Annotated in this window: 14 protein-coding genes and 2 pseudogenes; 8 read left to right on the forward strand and 8 right to left on the reverse strand. The window is 47.3% G+C overall.

Annotated elements, in window-relative coordinates:
- Window positions 1-61 precede the first annotated feature (61 nt).
- Window positions 62-1,267 (reverse strand): class I SAM-dependent methyltransferase, encoded by a 1,206-nt coding sequence (locus NG795_RS22975; protein ID WP_367290961.1) that lies wholly within the window; start codon window positions 1,265-1,267, stop codon window positions 62-64.
- A 440-nt stretch (window positions 1,268-1,707) separates the two neighbouring features.
- Between NG795_RS22975 and NG795_RS22980 the strand changes: the two are divergent.
- Both NG795_RS22980 and NG795_RS28515 read left to right on the forward strand, forming a co-directional pair.
- A pseudogene (locus NG795_RS22980) lies at window positions 1,708-4,407 on the forward strand (phycobilisome rod-core linker polypeptide); the annotation flags it as partial.
- A 183-nt stretch (window positions 4,408-4,590) separates the two neighbouring features.
- Window positions 4,591-4,959 (forward strand): annotated as a pseudogene (locus NG795_RS28515) (phycobilisome rod-core linker polypeptide); the annotation flags it as partial.
- Window positions 4,960-5,372: 413 nt separating this feature from the next.
- On the opposite strand, the gene NG795_RS22985 reads toward NG795_RS28515, so the two are convergent.
- The 6 genes from NG795_RS22985 to NG795_RS23010 all read right to left on the reverse strand — a co-directional run bounded on the left by NG795_RS22985 (window position 5,373) and on the right by NG795_RS23010 (window position 9,901).
- Window positions 5,373-6,746: a protein kinase domain-containing protein gene (locus NG795_RS22985; protein ID WP_367290963.1), complete on the reverse strand. Its 1,374-nt coding sequence runs from the start codon at window positions 6,744-6,746 to the stop codon at window positions 5,373-5,375.
- Between the two features lie 34 nt (window positions 6,747-6,780).
- Window positions 6,781-7,038 carry a hypothetical protein gene (locus NG795_RS22990; RefSeq protein ID WP_436836082.1) on the reverse strand — a complete coding sequence of 86 codons (258 nt, stop codon included), beginning with the start codon at window positions 7,036-7,038 and terminating at the stop codon, window positions 6,781-6,783.
- Between the two features lie 95 nt (window positions 7,039-7,133).
- A complete protein-coding gene (locus NG795_RS22995; protein WP_367290964.1) occupies window positions 7,134-7,577 on the reverse strand; it encodes a type II toxin-antitoxin system VapC family toxin in 444 nt (147 codons plus the stop codon).
- Complete coding sequence (locus NG795_RS23000) at window positions 7,574-7,822, reverse strand: hypothetical protein (RefSeq protein WP_367290965.1); 249 nt, start codon at window positions 7,820-7,822, stop codon at window positions 7,574-7,576. The genes NG795_RS22995 and NG795_RS23000 overlap by 4 nt, the downstream gene beginning before the upstream one ends.
- A 212-nt stretch (window positions 7,823-8,034) precedes the next feature.
- Window positions 8,035-8,622: a Uma2 family endonuclease gene (locus NG795_RS23005; protein WP_367290966.1), complete on the reverse strand. Its 588-nt coding sequence runs from the start codon at window positions 8,620-8,622 to the stop codon at window positions 8,035-8,037.
- Window positions 8,623-8,929: 307 nt separating this feature from the next.
- Entirely contained in the window at window positions 8,930-9,901 is a 972-nt protein-coding gene (locus NG795_RS23010; protein WP_367290967.1) for a nodulation protein NodZ, read from the reverse strand.
- 1,051 nt (window positions 9,902-10,952) lie between these two features.
- Here NG795_RS23010 and apcA point away from each other — a divergent pair.
- From apcA to NG795_RS23030, 4 genes are all read left to right on the forward strand, one after another.
- The gene (apcA, locus tag NG795_RS23015) at window positions 10,953-11,438 is read left to right on the forward strand and encodes an allophycocyanin subunit alpha (RefSeq protein WP_254568361.1); all 486 of its coding nucleotides are present in this window, start codon (window positions 10,953-10,955) and stop codon (window positions 11,436-11,438) included.
- Window positions 11,439-11,506: 68 nt separating this feature from the next.
- A complete protein-coding gene (gene apcB / locus NG795_RS23020) occupies window positions 11,507-11,992 on the forward strand; it encodes an allophycocyanin subunit beta (RefSeq protein ID WP_261206883.1) in 486 nt (161 codons plus the stop codon).
- Between the two features lie 243 nt (window positions 11,993-12,235).
- Window positions 12,236-12,439, forward strand: a complete 204-nt coding sequence (locus NG795_RS23025) for a phycobilisome linker polypeptide (protein ID WP_015147227.1) — start codon at window positions 12,236-12,238, stop codon at window positions 12,437-12,439.
- Between the two features lie 220 nt (window positions 12,440-12,659).
- Window positions 12,660-13,847 carry an FtsW/RodA/SpoVE family cell cycle protein gene (locus NG795_RS23030; protein ID WP_367290968.1) on the forward strand — a complete coding sequence of 396 codons (1,188 nt, stop codon included), beginning with the start codon at window positions 12,660-12,662 and terminating at the stop codon, window positions 13,845-13,847.
- Between the two features lie 188 nt (window positions 13,848-14,035).
- Here NG795_RS23030 and NG795_RS23035 read toward each other — a convergent pair whose 3' ends face one another.
- Window positions 14,036-14,812: a Uma2 family endonuclease gene (locus tag NG795_RS23035; RefSeq protein WP_367290969.1), complete on the reverse strand. Its 777-nt coding sequence runs from the start codon at window positions 14,810-14,812 to the stop codon at window positions 14,036-14,038.
- A gap of 1 nt (window position 14,813) precedes the next feature.
- Here NG795_RS23035 and NG795_RS23040 point away from each other — a divergent pair, with 1 nt between their 5' ends.
- Together NG795_RS23040 and NG795_RS23045 are read left to right on the forward strand one after the other, a co-directional pair.
- The gene (locus NG795_RS23040; protein WP_367290970.1) at window positions 14,814-14,945 is read left to right on the forward strand and encodes a hypothetical protein; all 132 of its coding nucleotides are present in this window, start codon (window positions 14,814-14,816) and stop codon (window positions 14,943-14,945) included.
- Between the two features lie 269 nt (window positions 14,946-15,214).
- The gene (locus NG795_RS23045) at window positions 15,215-15,952 is read left to right on the forward strand and encodes a cytochrome c biogenesis protein CcdA (RefSeq protein WP_367290971.1); all 738 of its coding nucleotides are present in this window, start codon (window positions 15,215-15,217) and stop codon (window positions 15,950-15,952) included.
- Window positions 15,953-15,963 lie beyond the last annotated feature (11 nt).

Consider the following 15,963-nt stretch of genomic DNA (forward strand, 5'->3'; position numbering starts at 1 on the left):
CCCCACCCTAACCCTCCCCTTGGCAAGGGGAGGGGACCGGAGTAGTCTGCGGGGCGCTTTATCAACTCGAAGGAGTGAGTAAAATTAGTTGCCGTTTTTGCAGACTTCTGACTCCCTCTAAATCCAAGTTCACTCCTGCTAAAATCTCTCCTACGGTTTTCGTTCCCTCCCCTTCCTGGGAATTGGCATCACACCCTTTCATAAACTCAAACTCATCCTCAGATAAAGTCACGAGTTGATAATTGTAATCAAACAAATGTTGGGAGGGCCATCCTTGTAGGCAGATGCTCACTTCGGGAATGGCTGCTAACAAGGCTTCATCATTTCCCCAGTCCATTTTAACTAGGGGAGGACGGGCTAGGAAAAACTCATAATGGGTGATTTCTGGATCAAGGAGTTCAATGAGTCGATATCGGGCCCGATCGCCTAACTTTTGCGCCTCTCCCATCAACTCTGAATCCTTCCCTAACAACCGATCTACATTCCAATAGTCCGGATTGGAAAACCCTAAAAACTCTAACCCCGACGCATCAATCAACTCAAACAAAGTATCGATATTATAATCAATCTCTTGAGGATGCAGATACATATCGGCAAAATTGGCATCCCGATGATTTTCCATCGCCCACCGTTCTTTTTCCCGCTTCACCAAACGGTTATTTTCCGGTAAAGCTGCAAACACTTTCCGCCCGATTTTTACCCCTTCTTGATAGTCGCTGGATTTGTCCCCTTGCAGGAGGGCGATCGCCTGTTGCATCAGTTGAATTTCCCAGCGTCCTAACTCTGCATACACAAAAATATGCATAATTCCCCCAGGGGCCAACTTTTTCGCTAACGCCTGAATCCCGCGAATGGGATCCGGGAGGTGATGCAACACCCCGACACAATTAATGTGGTCAAATTCCCCTTCCAGTTGCGCCACGTCATAAATACTGAGATGATGGAACTCAACCCGAGAGGCCCCAGAACGCCGACAGCGATCGCGCGCCACCTCTAAGGCCCCCCCGCTTAAATCAATCCCCGTAATCTGCGCTTCCGGGTTCAGATGCACCAAATATTCGGTTCCCACACCCGTCCCGCATCCCGCATCCAAAATCCTTACCGCCTGAGTTGCTGGTTTGCGCCCGGTGCAGAAGGCATAGGCAGCAGGCCAAGTCCAGCGCCAATTGTACCCCGGAGGTGGTTCATCGAGGAGGGCTTCCGGGGGAAACGGATAAGTATCATACAGTTGTCTAACCGCAGCAGTAATCTGTTCAGAGTTCGGCATAATTGCAAGATGGTGGATGGATGATGGACAGAAACACAACCGGGACGAAGGCGATCGCAAACCCCCCTCACCCGATGCAAATAACAGGTTTGAAATTACAAATTTATAGTTTACAATCCAGAACGTAACAAAACTTATCTTTTTTCTCAGTTAGGTGCCGCAATCCAATATGATGGCACGATAGCCGCTGGGTCAAAGTTCTACATAATTCTTAACATAAGAGGGGGTGATACCGAATCGTTTTAAGCTAAAAACTATGTCAAAGTAAACCCCCGATAGTGGGTTAAAGGACATGGGAAAGCCGAAGGGAGGAATCCAAAATTAAGGATCCCCTGTATCGACATCAATCCTTCATCCTGACTCAGCGTGGCCGTTTAAAACGGCATCTAAACCCATTGATGCCACAAAATGATAATTCTATTGGGAGCTTTTGAAATCAGATGACTGTAAAGGCAAGTGGTGGAAGCTCAGTTGCGCGTCCGCAGCTCTATCAAACCGTACCCGTTGCGGCCATTTCCCAAGCGGAACAACAAGACCGCTTTCCGGGAAAAAGCGAACTGACCGAACTCCAGACATTTTTCCAATCCGGAACCAAACGGCTGGAGATTGCTGAAGTTCTGACCAAAAATTCAGAACTGATCGTCTCCCGTGCCGCCAACCGGATTTTCACGGGTGGATCGCCGATGGCGTTCCTGGAAAGACCGAAAGAACCGATGGTGATTAAAGCCCCCATCGGTGCTAATCAAGATGTCAAACAGGGCATGATGCTGGGAACCACCACCTATGTGGAAAGCAAAGGTGGGTTCTTAGAAGGCTTGCGGAACATTTTCAGTTCCTCCAGCGGCCCCACCCCCGCCGGATTCCAACCGATTAATATTGCCCGTTACGGTCCCGGAAACATGACCAAATCCCTGCGGGATTTGAGCTGGTTCCTCCGTTACCTGACCTACGCAATGGTTGCCGGAGACCCGAACATCATTTCGGTGAACGTGCGCGGTTTGCGGGAAATCATTGAAAGAGCCTGTTCTTCTTCGGCAACCCTGGTGGCGTTGCAAGAAATGAAGGCAGCATCTTTGGGCTACTTCAAACAGGATGAAGTCAGCCGGACCCTAATCAGCGAATATTTCGAGGTTTTGATTACCGAATTCAAAGCCCCGACGCCTTCTGATAAAGTCCGTCAAACCGGCAGCAGCGACAAACAAGGTTTGCAATTGCCGCAAATCTACTTCCTCGCTTCCGAACGTCGTCAGAAGTTCGTCATGAAGACGGGACTCTCGTCTTCGGAAAAAGAAGAGGTGATCAAAGCAGCCTATCGGCAAGTCTTTGAGCGGGATATTACTCGCGCCTACAGCTTGAGCGTCTCTTACCTGGAATCCCAGGTGAAAAACGGCACCATCACGACGAAAGAGTTTATCCGGCGCTTGGGTCTGTCGCCCCTGTATCGGCAGCAGTTTTATGAAAAGTTTGTGAACAGCCGCGTGGTGGAATTGGCGCACCGTCATTTCCTCGGACGTGCTCTGAGTTCTCGCGAGGAGTTTAACAAATACTTTGCGATCGTGTCCCAAGGCGGTTTACCTGCTTTGGTGAACGCCCTAGTCGATTCTCAGGAATATTCTGATTATTTCGGCGAGGAAACTGTACCTTACCTGCGCGGTTTGGGCCAAGAAGCCCAAGAGTGCCGGAACTGGGGACCTCAGTTTGACCTGTTTAATTACAGTGCACCGTTCCGCAAGGTTCCGCAATTTATCACCCTGTTTGCGGACTACAATCGGCCTCTGCCGGATCAGCACGCCTATGGTGTGGGGAATGACCCTCTGGAAATCCAGTTTGGGGCCATCTTCCCGAAAGAAACCCGCAATCCGAAAAACCGTCCGGCACCGTTTGGCAAAGATACTCGCCGGATCCTGATTCATCGCGGTCCTGGCATCAACAACCAACTAAGCAATCCAGCAGCGCGGGGTGTGTCTCCGGGTTCTCTGGGTGCGAAGGCGATCAAGCTGGATCAAATCCCCAGTGGACAGAAACGGTATGGTCAGCGCGGTGGGGTCAAACCCGTGCAAGGGGTGAGTGTTAAATACTCGGAGAGTTCGACTCAAGGGGTGATTAAGGCAGCCTATCGCCAAGTGTTTGGCCGGGATGTCTATGATGCTCAACGCCTGAAGCTGGACGAAATCAAGCTAGAAAACGGGGATATTACTCTGCGCGAGTTTATCCGGGCTCTGGCGAAGTCTGATGTGTTCCGGAATCTGTACTGGAGTTCGCTTTATGTTTGTAAGGCGATCGAATATATTCACCGTCGTTTGTTAGGTCGCCCGACCTACGGACGGCAGGAAATGAATGCTTACTTTGATATTTGCTCCAAGAAAGGCTTCTATGCTTTGATTGATGCGCTTATCGATAGTAAAGAGTACGAGGAAGCCTTTGGGGAAGATACGATTCCTTATGAGCGCTATCTGACTCCGGGTGGTCAAGCCCTGCGATCGCTCCGTGTTGGCACGATCGGCGACAAGAACCTCAAAGTCGAGAAAGACGAACCCTCGCGCTTTATCGAACTCGGCACCGTTCCCGAGCGATCGATACCGGAAATCGAAAACCGCGTCGGCCAAGGGGTTGGCAAACGCCGCGAACAAACCAAGGTGTTCAAGCTCACCAACCGCACTCCGGTGGAATCTCAAGCGGTCATTCAAGCTGCTTACCGTCAAATTTTCGAGCGCGACTTGAATCCTTATGTGATTAAGAATGAGTTCAGCCCGCTCGAAAGCAAACTGCGGAACGGCGAAATTACCGTGAAGGAGTTTATTGAAGGATTGGGGAATTCCAAGCTGTATGTCAAGGAGTTCTATACCCCCTATCCGAACACCAAGGTGATTGAACTGGGAACCAAGCACTTCTTAGGTCGTGCACCGTTGAATCAGCAGGAAATTCGCAAGTATAACCAAATTCTGGCGACCCAAGGGATCCGAGGATTTATCTCGGCAATGGTCACCAGTATGGAGTACCTGCAAGCGTTTAACGAGGATACGGTTCCTTATCGTCGCTTCCCAACCCTGCCTGCAGCAAACTTCCCGAATACGGAGAAGCTGTATAACCAGTTGACGAAGCAGAATAAAGACTTGGTAGTGCCAAGTTTTGATCCGGTGAACTCGACGATGGACCCGACCAAAGGACCGCTGATGGCGAGTGCAATGGCATCCCAAGCAGCGCATAAATTGGATGTGGTGCAAGTGGGACGGTCCGTGAGTGGTGTGATGCCGCAACGGTCTACAGCGAACAAAGTGGCGCGGATTTATCGCGTGACTGAGCAGATGGGTGCGGATGAGATGGAAAGTGCGATCGATGCGATCTATCGTCAGGTGATGGATATCTACAGTGAAGAAATTCCCGCAGAATTCCGCCTGAATCACGCCGAAGCACAACTGATTCGCGGGGAAATCTCAGTCCGTCAGTTTGTGGGTGAGTTGGCAAGTTCTGAAGCCTACGAAGCTCGGTTTGTCAAGCCTTATCCGAGTTTAAAAGCAGCGGAATTACTCTACCGTCACCTCTTGGGTCGCATTCCTGCAACCCCCGAAGTGGCTGAGTCTGAGCAACTGCTAACTGAAAGCGGTTTAGCCGCAGCAGTGACGGCATTGGTAGAAGGTGCGGAATATAATCGCTATTTTGGCGAGAATGTTGTGCCTTATCCTCGTGCCTAGTCTTTGAAAACGCAATTTTTGAGGGGAGATAGGTTGGATTAGATTTATCTCGTCTTGATCAGAGTTGGATAACCCAGTCTGGATGACAGACTGGGTTTTTTTGTGGGGAATAAGATAAATACCCCTCTTCTGTCAAACCCGGTTGAAAGCCTGATCCCTGTTTGGGGAGGACGTTGAAACTCTGTGCGTTGGCGTATCGGAAGTTTTGTCAAAACTATCGCCCCCAACGGAAACCGACGCAGAAGAATCACTGGGGAAGTTGCAAGTTTGCTCAACTCAAAGAGACGTTTTCTTTGTTTCCTGAATAGGTGGAGTGCCAGGTAACGAATTCTCGCCACACTAATTCTGTCGTCAATTCCCGTGTAGAGAGGGTTCCAAAATAGGAATTCGTTGCGGACTGAAGCCTTTATTTGCTAAAGTTTACAAGTCTCTAAGCGAGAGCAGAGAAGAGGGATATGCCACACCTCGGCATTACTATACCAAAACCATTCTCCCCCTTCGATATCCTCTGTCATGACCTTATCCTCGCTCGGGAGGGATCCCCTGTACCCCTGCTTAATAATATCCGAATACTTAATCCAACTCCCTCCCCTACACCAACCTACTCGATTGCAGAATCTTTCCCAGTCTTTATTATGCTTTGTTGGACTCCCACATTCCTCCCAAATTTTCTTCTGCACGCTGAAGCCAAACTTACCCTGGCTGTAGTGGACCCACAGCTTATCGATAATCTTCAAATCCTTGCAGGGAAACCTGTTAATATCTTCAGGTCTCAACCATTGCTCTTTTTCTTTTCCCATCACCTCATACATTCGCTTTCCCGTTTCCCCGTCAGCTTCCTCCCACTGCTTCGCCGCTAGTAAATCCCGCAGTTTATAATAGTTAATTCCCGGACGTTCTGAAGACAGGTCTAAATCGTCAATACTCAGTAAAGTATCTCCACGGTTTGATGAACTCGGTTGAACTGCATCAAGAACCTGTTGAGCCGTCCACCGTTGCCTTGGATTTTTCGCAAAACACCCTTTGAGAATGTCCACAACTTCACGACTCAACTCCTGGGGAAATTCAGGTTCCTGCGTCATTACTTTCATCATCAACTCCGGAATTGTTGTCGCCGCAAAGGGATGCGTCCCCGTCAACATCTCCTGAAGCAGAATTCCTAGGGACCACACATCCCACCCCGGATGAATTTCACCCTGATAAGACTCTGGGGGTTGATAGGCGAATGTCGCGATTTGCTGAATTGGACTGGTTTTGGTGTAAGTTCCTTGGGTCAACATCCGAGAAATGCCAAAATCTGCCACTTTCCACACCTGACCCACCTTTAAAATATTCTCAGGTTTGAGGTCACGATGGACAATATTTCGACTGTGGATAAACACCAAGGACGACGCGATTTGAGCGACGATATTCCGAACTTCTTCCAATGGTAACGTCTGGCGGTTTGCCAAATACTTTCTCAAGGAATCCTCTGCCAGTTCCATCGCTAACCCCAAATATTTCTCGTCTTCGTCGGCATCGTCTTCAAAACCGATTTCTGAACTATAACAATCTAATAAATGAGGATGTTTGAGGCTGGTGGCGAGGCGTAATTCGGCAATTTGCGAGTCGAGTTGAGAAGTATCAACCAGAAAAATTTTCAGTGCTACTTGTCGAATCAAACGGTCAGCAATCACTTCATTGGCGAGGAAAACGCCACCCAACGTTCCTGAATCGATGAATTTGACGAGGTGATATTTGTTATTGAATTGGTCTCCGACCATTTTTTTCCAAAAACGTTTGTCCATTAGCTTTCTGCGGGTAGTGTTGACGGTAGAACTCTCAAAATTTTAAACCAGAATCTGGATTTTCCGGTGTTTTTAGACCACGCTGGCGCGATAAGTTCACAACCTTTCTGACACTCTCAGCTTGCTGTTTTTGCAAATCAGCGAAAAGAGCTTTCAAGTCGTGGTTGAACGACCGTGAATACTCTTCGCGAATTCTGTGAATTTCTTCTACAATTGGGTCTTGATACATCATCGATACACCTTCATATAAAGTTCTTTGTGTCCATTTGTTTCTAATACTAAAAGTAGTCATCCCCCAACCCGGGCCAATTCTCGCGAATCACCTTTTATAACCGCGTCGATTCTTCAATCTGCTCCTCCAACTTTGCCGTCAATCCCTGTATTTCCTTACGGCTCCAACTCACTTACCAGCAAAATATTTAGCTCGGCTATGCGCTTTAGATGAGCATCATTCGTCAAAAATGCCTGACAGCCAGCATCGATCGCTGCGGCAATCTGCAATGCATCAGGAAGTTGTAGATTGTATTGAACTCTAACCCTTGCTGCCTGTCGAGCGATCGCCAGGGTATTCTCCACAAACAGTACATCATCCCGTGTAAAAATAGCCACATAGACTTGTTCTAAATCCGGTAAGCCCATCTGCAAAGCACCCACTAAGCACTCGGCAACCGTCACCGTTCCCACCACTGGCGTAATCCCCGACTCTAATCGCTCAAATATTGGATCAACCTGATCGACAAAGCTAGGATTGCGTTCTACAAAGTAAATGACAGGAGCCGTGTCTAAAAACAACCGAGATACCCCTGCTAGAGCGGCTTCAATTTTCATCATTCGCCTCGCAACACCTGGCTTCGATGCTCATCCCCTTCCCTCCGAGTGCGTGAAACCCACTCTTGAGCATCTTCTCCCATCATGGGATAGGGAGCCATTCCTTTTAAATCGCTCCATCGAGGCTTGGCTCTGACGACGACCTCGGACTGTTTTAGTCCCTGTGCAATCTGCCGAATCAACTCTAAGCGATCTTCAGGGGTGAGTTGCTCAACTTGTTGCAATAGGTGTTCTAGTAAAGGACTCATAAACCCAACCTCCGCAGATTTGCCTGCATTGCTGCCTCTAATTTAGCACTTTCGACTCACTCCTCCTCCAATTTTTTCGTCAACGGTTCCATCTTTTCCTCAAAGGGCTTATCGTCATCTTCCAGTTCTTCTGCATCAGTCAGTTCTCGGTGTGTCCGGTCAATCAACAGGCCCAATTTTCGCCTCGACTACAGCAGGGGTGATAGAGGGGGTTAATCCAGACCGCGATAGAGTCGTTCGCTGAGAAATTCAAGGTCGAGACTGGTGAGGGTGATGCGATCGCCCGCCTCATAAATCGTAGTTTCCCAAGTATCAGCAGCGATGCGGCGATGGCATTCGACTCGCTGGGTATCTTGGGAAATTAGAACATATTCTTCCAGACTGTCGAGGTTTTGGTAGTCGGTGAATTTGAGGTCACGGTCAAAAGCTTCGGTACTGCTTGAGAGGACTTCGGCGATGAATTTGGGATAGCGTTTAATGTAGCGGTCTTGGCGATCGCGCGGGTCACAGGTCACGAAAGCATCGGGGTAATAATAAAACTCATCTTTGTAGTTGACTTTGACAGTGCTGCCGTAGAAGCGACAGGGTGAGTCGCCAAGGTGTTGATCAATCTCACTCAGGAGGTTTATTGCAATCCGTGAATGGCGATCGCTACAGCCGTTCATGGCGTAAACGAGGCCACCTCGGTATTCGTGGCGGATGGGATTTTGGCGTTCTAAGGCGAGGTAGTCGTCAGGGTGGATGTAGTGGGGAATGGCAATTATGGGTGGGTTGTGACTATCGATTTGACTTATCTCCATTCTGCGAAGGAATTACCGGCCATGATTGATAAAAGTTTAACCGCTTGAATGGGGGAAAGGATTGGAATGCTGGCAAGTGGCGGACAAAATAGCTGAGGAGGCGATCGGCTTTACCTTACAGATATAATCTCAGAAATACATCCTCCAGAGCAGGCGATCGCATGACCACTATCAAGCAATTAGATGATTTTCTCACTTCAAGTAAAAATCATCAAGGATTCAAAACAGGTTTAGCTGATTCAATGATTGGGATAATAATATCAGATTATCTCTTCTCCTAAATCTGTCAGAATGCTGCAAAAATAATTCAGGAATTCCAAGTATTTTCAAGTTTTAATTTAACTCGTTTAATCAAAGATTTTTTCTGGTCAATATCCGAGCGCAGAGCCTGTTTATTAGTCATTAAAAGACTGGACAATAAACCAAAAGATGATCTTGAAGAAAATAGTAAATGGTCACACTCCGCCAGCAAATATAAATCAACTAGCGCCTCAATGCCATTTTGAATTAAATCCTCACATTCTTGAGGATTTTGATGCAGTCGTTTTCCAGAAGGAGAAAACCATTTATTTGTTGAAATAACATTAATAAATTTCTCTCCAAATAACGATAAAACCTCTTGAGAATCCGTTGCCAAAAATATCTTATAGTTGGGGTGTTTGAACTTCACACTCCTGACAATTGATTGCAGAGATGCTTCTATTTCTGACAAAGGAACCTTCATGTCCGAATAACGAATATGGACCCCAATCATATAATCTGAAAAGTATTCTTGTTTAAATTGCTCAACTTTTAACCGAATATCCTCTTTTAACGTGAGGTTAGACTGTAAAATCAACTTGAGAATTTCCGGATTCGTTAGCTTGGCGAAACGACTATATTCACCTGTAAATAAGGACCGCATCCTATGAATTTTATGGGTATAAGCTGATAACACAATAATAGTTTCGGGATAATCCAAACGGGATACATCACAAGATAGGTCTTGATCACAATTGAGACCTGTCTCATTGAGTAAAGACCCCAAGGAACGATGTAGTTGATTCTGCCAGGGGGTAGGATAAATCGAATCAGTCACGGGTAACACTTCCACGGACTGGGCCACCGGACAATCGAAGTAGCGAAAAAATAAATTATTTCCCGTATTAGAATAACTCCCATCCCGCCAATCAACCACCAACTGGCGACCACTAATCTGAGCATATAAAATCCCCGTTGCTACCGCAAAAACACGATTGCCAATACCGGAGGTTCCTTTAACAACTATATACTTTGCCATAGGGATAATGGATTAATTACCGCTATCTTACCACAAATATCTTACCACAAGGTTTGAGTTTCGTCAAGAGCGACCTAGACCCAAACCTATCCCTCTCCAAGGTGAAATCCTCCCCTCAACCCTTGTTGTTTTCTTGGGGTTAACCTGTTAGATTATGTGTGATCAAGAATAGATATTAGTGCAAAAATCCCCATTAATTATCTTGAGTGGATTGCCCCCAGGGTGCGGAGAGAAATTGGCAAAAAATATTATTTTTGACTTAATTTGCAAGAACATTTGATGCTATTGGTAATTCATTTAAGGCAATTAAGGGTTGATTTAAGTTTTTGGCTAATGGTCAAATATTTAATTGACCCAAATTTTACTACTATGGAGTTTTGTCAGAACTGCTGCAAGGATTGCTATATATCTAAAAGGCTTTGAGGAATCCTCTGGTTAAATTTCTGCACTGCACTCGCCGAAAATTTGTTGCCGAGTCAGTGAGCGAAAAATGCACTCATTGCTGTGACTATAAATTAATGGAAGGCGATCGCCGGAGGGAGGTCCCTGACCCGCCCCAGTCTATGCATCCCCATTTTTGCCAATTTTACCACCCAGTGGCCCCATCGGAACCTGTCTTAATGGCCCCCCTCGCTGAAAGATCCTTCTGGGGAAATTACAGATACGCAATTTTAGACGCCCAATTTACCTCATGGCTCAATTACCAATCATTAACTTGATAAAGTGGGCCTACCGGGCTGAAAATAGGGGTCTGGCCCCTGTTAACTGAGGAAAATTGTTACAAAATATTAAGTAAAGAGTGCGAATGTAAACGTGATGATGCAAAATATCCGTATTTGCAAAATCCAGTCGAAGTCAAAAGTTTTTTTGTGAACCACATTCCCCTAGAATACAGCTAGGGAAAAGTGGGGTAACTCAGGAGAAAGGGACTCAAACCCAAGCACTGAGTAAAAAAACCTAAAGACACAAAATTCCGAGAAAGGTCTTGCAAAACCCAGATTAATATTCTATATATCTGGATACACACTCTCATTGTTGGAGGAAGTAGTTAATGAGTATCGTCACGAAGTCCATCGTGAATGCAGATGCTGAGGCTCGCTACCTTAGCCCCGGCGAATTAGATCGGATCAAGTCTTTCGTCACCACTGGTGAGCGTCGCGTTCGCATCGCCCAAATCATGAGCGAATCCCGCGAGCGTATCGTCAAGCAAGCTGGCGATCAACTGTTCCAGAAGCGTCCTGATGTGGTTTCTCCCGGTGGCAACGCCTACGGTGAAGAAATGACCGCAACCTGCCTGCGCGACTTGGACTACTACCTGCGTCTGATCAGCTACGGAATCGTTGCTGGCGACGTCACCCCGATTGAAGAAATCGGAATTGTCGGTGTTCGTGAAATGTACAAATCTCTCGGCACCCCGATTGAAGGCGTTGCAGAAGGCATCCGTGCCATGAAGAACGTAGCTGCTTCCTTACTGTCTGCTGAAGATGCAGCCGAAGCTGGCTCCTACTTCGACTACGTTATCGGTGCGATGCAGTAGAGCTTTTCTCTACTCCATTCGTTTAAGGTAAATAATCACAGATCGCGCAGTTTAAGGAAACATAAAAGATGCAAGACGCAATTACTGCTGTTATTAACTCCTCTGACGTCCAAGGTAAGTACCTAGACAACTCTGCTCTTGACAAACTCAAGGGCTACTTCCAAACCGGCGAACTCCGCGTTCGTGCTGCAACCGCTATCAGCGCCAATGCAGCCACCATCGTTAAGGAAGCCGTTGCCAAGTCCCTGCTGTACTCGGATGTAACCCGTCCCGGTGGTAATATGTACACCACCCGTCGCTATGCAGCTTGCATTCGTGACCTCGACTACTACCTCCGTTATGCCACCTATGCGATGCTGGCGGCTGACCCCTCCATCCTCGACGAGCGCGTGCTCAATGGCTTGAAAGAAACCTACAACTCCTTGGGTGTGCCGATCGGTGCAACCGTGCAAGCAATCCAAGCCATGAAAGAAGTGACCGCCGGTTTGGTAGGTCCTGATGCCGGTAAAGAAATGGGCGTCTACTTCGACTACATCTGCTCTGGCTTGAGCTAAATGTGGAGTGTGGAGCCTGTAGAGCAGCGATTGAAAAATCATCGCTAACTCGGACAACGCTCTATTAACTCGACCTAGTTTTGAGGACAGGGAAGTCAAGAGTGAGTGCTAGCTCGTCAAAGGCTTGAGAAACAATTTCGATGAGTTTTAGCGAGCTAGTATTGACTCTGGACTCCCTGGCTTCAATTAAGATAGTTTTGTTCAGATACAAATTTTTTCCAACGAAACAGGAGCAAGAAGCCCATGAGAATGTTCAAAGTGACGGCTTGCGTGCCAAGCCAAAGCCGGATTCGCACCCAGCGGGAATTACAAAATACCTATTTCACCAAGCTCGTTCCTTACGACAACTGGTTTAAAGAGCAGCAACGGATTATGAAAATGGGTGGCAAAATCATCAAAGTGCAACTTGCCACTGGCAAACCCGGTATGAACACCGGCATATCTTAATTCTTACTGACATCACTACAGAAAGCACTCACAGCTTTAATGATTATAAAAAGAGGTCTTCAGGGCCTCTTTTTGCATTTCTGGAGAAGGGGATGGGGGGATGGGGGAGATGGGTAAAAGTTTGTAGTAACGACTTCAGTCGTTTCCGGCTTCCGCTTTCATTCGGGAAATCATAAAATATACTGAACTAAACTTAATCTAGTTATCGGACTTGCTTTGGATGCAACGCCTACTGATTCCCGTTTTCGATCCGGCTGTCAAAGAATGGGCCTTAGAAGCTCGATTGTTGCGATGGTTGACCTTCCTCTGGCTGTTTGTGGGGTTGGCGGTACTGTTTTCTGCCTCCTATCCCAGTGCCAATGCTGAGTTTGGGGATGGACTTTACTATTTTAAACGTCAACTAATCTGGGTTCTGGTTGGCTTAATCGGCTTTAATGTCCTGGTTTATACCCCCCTGCGATACATTCAAGGGATTTCAGATTGGGCGGTAATTATCCTGCTGGGGTTGATTTGGCTGACGGTGGTTCCGGGATTTGGGACCACGGTGAATGGGGCGACTCGGTGGTTAAAGTTGGGTCCGGCTTTGATTCAACCTTCGGAGTTAATTAAACCGTTTCTGATTTTGCAGGCGGCGCGAATTTTTGGCAACTGGAACCGCTTGACTTGGCAGGTGCGGATTAATTGGTTGGTGATTTTTGCGGCAGTCCTGTTGGGAATCTTGGTGCAACCGAACTTGAGTACCACGGCCCTCTGTGGGATGATGATTTGGTTGATTGCTTTGGGGTCGGGTTTACCGTTTTCTTACTTGGGGAGTACGGCATTTGGAGGGTTCCTCCTGGCGCTGTTGAGTATTAGCATTAAGGAATATCAACGACGAAGAGTGATGTCGTTTTTAAATCCTTGGGCCGATCGCTTTGGAGATGGATACCAGTTGATTCAAAGTTTGTTAGCGGTGGGGTCCGGGGGGGCTTTGGGGACGGGGTATGGTTTGTCCCAACAAAAGTTGCTGTATTTGCCGATTCAATATACGGATTTTATTTTTGCCGTGTATGCCGAGGAGTTTGGATTTGTCGGCAGTATGGTGCTGATGCTGCTGTTGGGGAGTTATGCCACGGTAGCGTTGTTGGTGGCGTACAAGACTCGGGAAATTGTGCAACAGTTGGTGGCGATCGGGGTGATGGTGGTGATGATTGGTCAGTCCCTGCTGAATATTGGGGTGGCGACGGGTGCGCTGCCGACGACGGGTTTACCCCTGCCGCTGTTTAGTTATGGGGGGAGTTCGATGATTGCCAGTTTGATGTGTGCGGGGATTTTGATTCGGGTGGCAAGGGAAAGTAGCACCGGAGAGGTGGTGTCGTTGGCGGATAAGCGGCGATCGCGCTTCGGCAGAGGACGGAGGAAGCGTTAGGGATGGGTGCAGTAAAGGTTAGAAACCGGGTTTCTTCACAAAATCTCTGGTACTTCGCAACAAATCTGGGCTAGAAACCCGGTTTCTTGTCCTCAGCACTTTCTGTACTGGTGTTTGAGTAAGGTTGAAAACAAAGGATAGAAAAAATAGGAGGGGCGATCGCTGATTCTTCACGCCCCTCCACTCCGTTAACTATCGGGATCTACACCCAACTCACGCAACCGTTGCGCTAGTTTTTCCGCCCGTTGGCGTTCAGTTTCAGCCCGTTGGCGTTCAGTTTCAGCCCGTTGGCGTTCAGTTTCGGCCCGTTGGCGTTCAGTTTCCTCCCGTTCTTCGGGCCATCGCAGGAGTTCTCCGTTGGCATTCCACCAGCGTAACCAATTGCCGGTGCGGTTGTCACGGGTTCCCTGCCAGATGCCTAAAAATAGCTCTAGTCCGGGAATCCAATATAGACCATTAGCATCGGGTGTCTGTATTTGATATCGGTTGGATTCTAAAGCGTACAGTTCTAAATCAGCCATTTGGGGATGAAATATCGCGTACATGGGTACTTTAATGATTTGTTCGTAAAAGTACCATTTGCCGATACGTTTTTGAAATTCCATTGAGTATTCTTCCCCGTAAGTATCCGATAGGAATTCCATGACAATGAGTGGAATGGGTCCTTCTGTATGGGGAGTGTAGCTGCGACGAGGTTCAGGACTGGACCAAGGTGCAACGGGACGAATGTACATCCAATCGGGGGCTTTGCAGATGGGGCGGTTATTAATACCCGCACACAATGCAAAGTTCGACGAAATTAAGGCATCTTGGCATAACTCCGGAGTCAAAGAGTGACGGAGGGCATTGGCTAATAAAGGGTGTTCTAAATTTTCCACGGGGTCGTCTGGGAGTACAAAGTCGTCTGGGAGTTTAGGCCAGGTAATTTTTATCTCAGAAACTGAGGTTTGAGGTAGAACAGACATTATGCAACCTCGTATGACTGTTGATAATGGATTTAGTTTTATTGTAGCGGATGGTAGGAGGCGATCGCATCCTGTCCCGACTCTACATGGGCATCATGAATTAGGAGTATTTTATTTGATAAATTTTTACTAAAATAATCGATATTAAATATTTTTCATATCATCATTTCATAAAAAACTTTTTTAAATTCATTAATCTGAATATTTGGAAACGACTGAAGTCGTTACTACGAACTGGGGGAATGTTTTTTAGGCTGAATATTCGGAAACGACTGAAGTCGTTACTACGAACTGGGGGAAGGGACCGATCGCCCGTTCATGGGTTTGAGTTGAAGTTGTGCGATCGCTGGGGTGTCCTCTACGTTACAATTGTTCATATTGGGCGTTTTCCCCGGTTAAAGCATGATTGATTCTGTCCAAACTTATCTCTACCACCTCCAACAACTCGCTGATGGTCTCGTTTCTAGCCAATTGACGCACCTCTCCTGGGTGAGTGTCTTGATTATTTTTTTGGCGGGGTTGCTGACTAGCTTGACCCCTTGTATGTTGTCCATGCTGCCGATTACGATTGGTTATATTGGCGGGTATGAGGCCCAAAGTCGGATTCAGGCTGCGGCGCAGTCTACTTGGTTTGCTTTGGGTTTGGCTACTACCCTCGCTGCATTGGGTATTGTCGCCGCTTATGTGGGTCAGGTTTATGGTCAGGTGGGGATTGGTTTGCCGATTCTGGTGAGTGTGATTGCGATTTTAATGGGTCTGAATCTTCTGGAGGCTTTACCGTTGCGTTTGCCTTCTTTAGATGGGATGGAGTTGATTCCGAAAGATGTGCCCGATGGGGTGCGTTCTTATTTGTTGGGACTGACCTTCGGGTTGGTAGCTTCTCCTTGTAGTACGCCGGTTTTGGCAACGTTATTAGCTTGGATTGCGACTACCCAAGATGTGATGTTAGGAGGGGCTTTATTATTGGCTTATACGGCGGGTTATGTGGCTCCTTTGATTTTGGCGGGTACGTTTACAGCTACGATTAAAAAGCTGTTGGAAGTGCGTCGCTGGTCCGGTTGGATTACGCCGGTTAGTGGGGCGCTTTTAGTAGGATTTGGAGTTTTTTCTCTATTATTTCGACTGCTTCCAGTGGTGTAGAAATTGGGGAG

Source organism: Laspinema palackyanum D2c (genome assembly GCF_025370875.1).
Lineage (GTDB): Bacteria > Cyanobacteriota > Cyanobacteriia > Cyanobacteriales > Laspinemataceae > Laspinema > Laspinema palackyanum.

Coding starts and splice junctions, on each gene's coding strand:
- apcB (WP_261206883.1), top strand. CDS start 11,507: ATGCAAGACGCAATTACTGCTGTTATTAACTCCTCTGACGTCCAAGGT.
- NG795_RS23005 (WP_367290966.1), bottom strand. CDS start 8,622: ATGGAGATAAGTCAAATCGATAGTCACAACCCACCCATAATTGCCATT.
- apcA (WP_254568361.1), top strand. CDS start 10,953: ATGAGTATCGTCACGAAGTCCATCGTGAATGCAGATGCTGAGGCTCGC.
- NG795_RS23035 (WP_367290969.1), bottom strand. CDS start 14,812: ATGTCTGTTCTACCTCAAACCTCAGTTTCTGAGATAAAAATTACCTGG.
- NG795_RS23040 (WP_367290970.1), top strand. CDS start 14,814: ATGCAACCTCGTATGACTGTTGATAATGGATTTAGTTTTATTGTAGCG.
- NG795_RS22985 (WP_367290963.1), bottom strand. CDS start 6,746: ATGGACAAACGTTTTTGGAAAAAAATGGTCGGAGACCAATTCAATAAC.
- NG795_RS23030 (WP_367290968.1), top strand. CDS start 12,660: ATGCAACGCCTACTGATTCCCGTTTTCGATCCGGCTGTCAAAGAATGG.
- NG795_RS22995 (WP_367290964.1), bottom strand. CDS start 7,577: ATGATGAAAATTGAAGCCGCTCTAGCAGGGGTATCTCGGTTGTTTTTA.
- NG795_RS23045 (WP_367290971.1), top strand. CDS start 15,215: ATGATTGATTCTGTCCAAACTTATCTCTACCACCTCCAACAACTCGCT.
- NG795_RS23025 (WP_015147227.1), top strand. CDS start 12,236: ATGAGAATGTTCAAAGTGACGGCTTGCGTGCCAAGCCAAAGCCGGATT.
- NG795_RS23010 (WP_367290967.1), bottom strand. CDS start 9,901: ATGGCAAAGTATATAGTTGTTAAAGGAACCTCCGGTATTGGCAATCGT.
- NG795_RS22990 (WP_436836082.1), bottom strand. CDS start 7,038: ATGACTACTTTTAGTATTAGAAACAAATGGACACAAAGAACTTTATAT.
- NG795_RS23000 (WP_367290965.1), bottom strand. CDS start 7,822: ATGAGTCCTTTACTAGAACACCTATTGCAACAAGTTGAGCAACTCACC.
- NG795_RS22975 (WP_367290961.1), bottom strand. CDS start 1,267: ATGCCGAACTCTGAACAGATTACTGCTGCGGTTAGACAACTGTATGAT.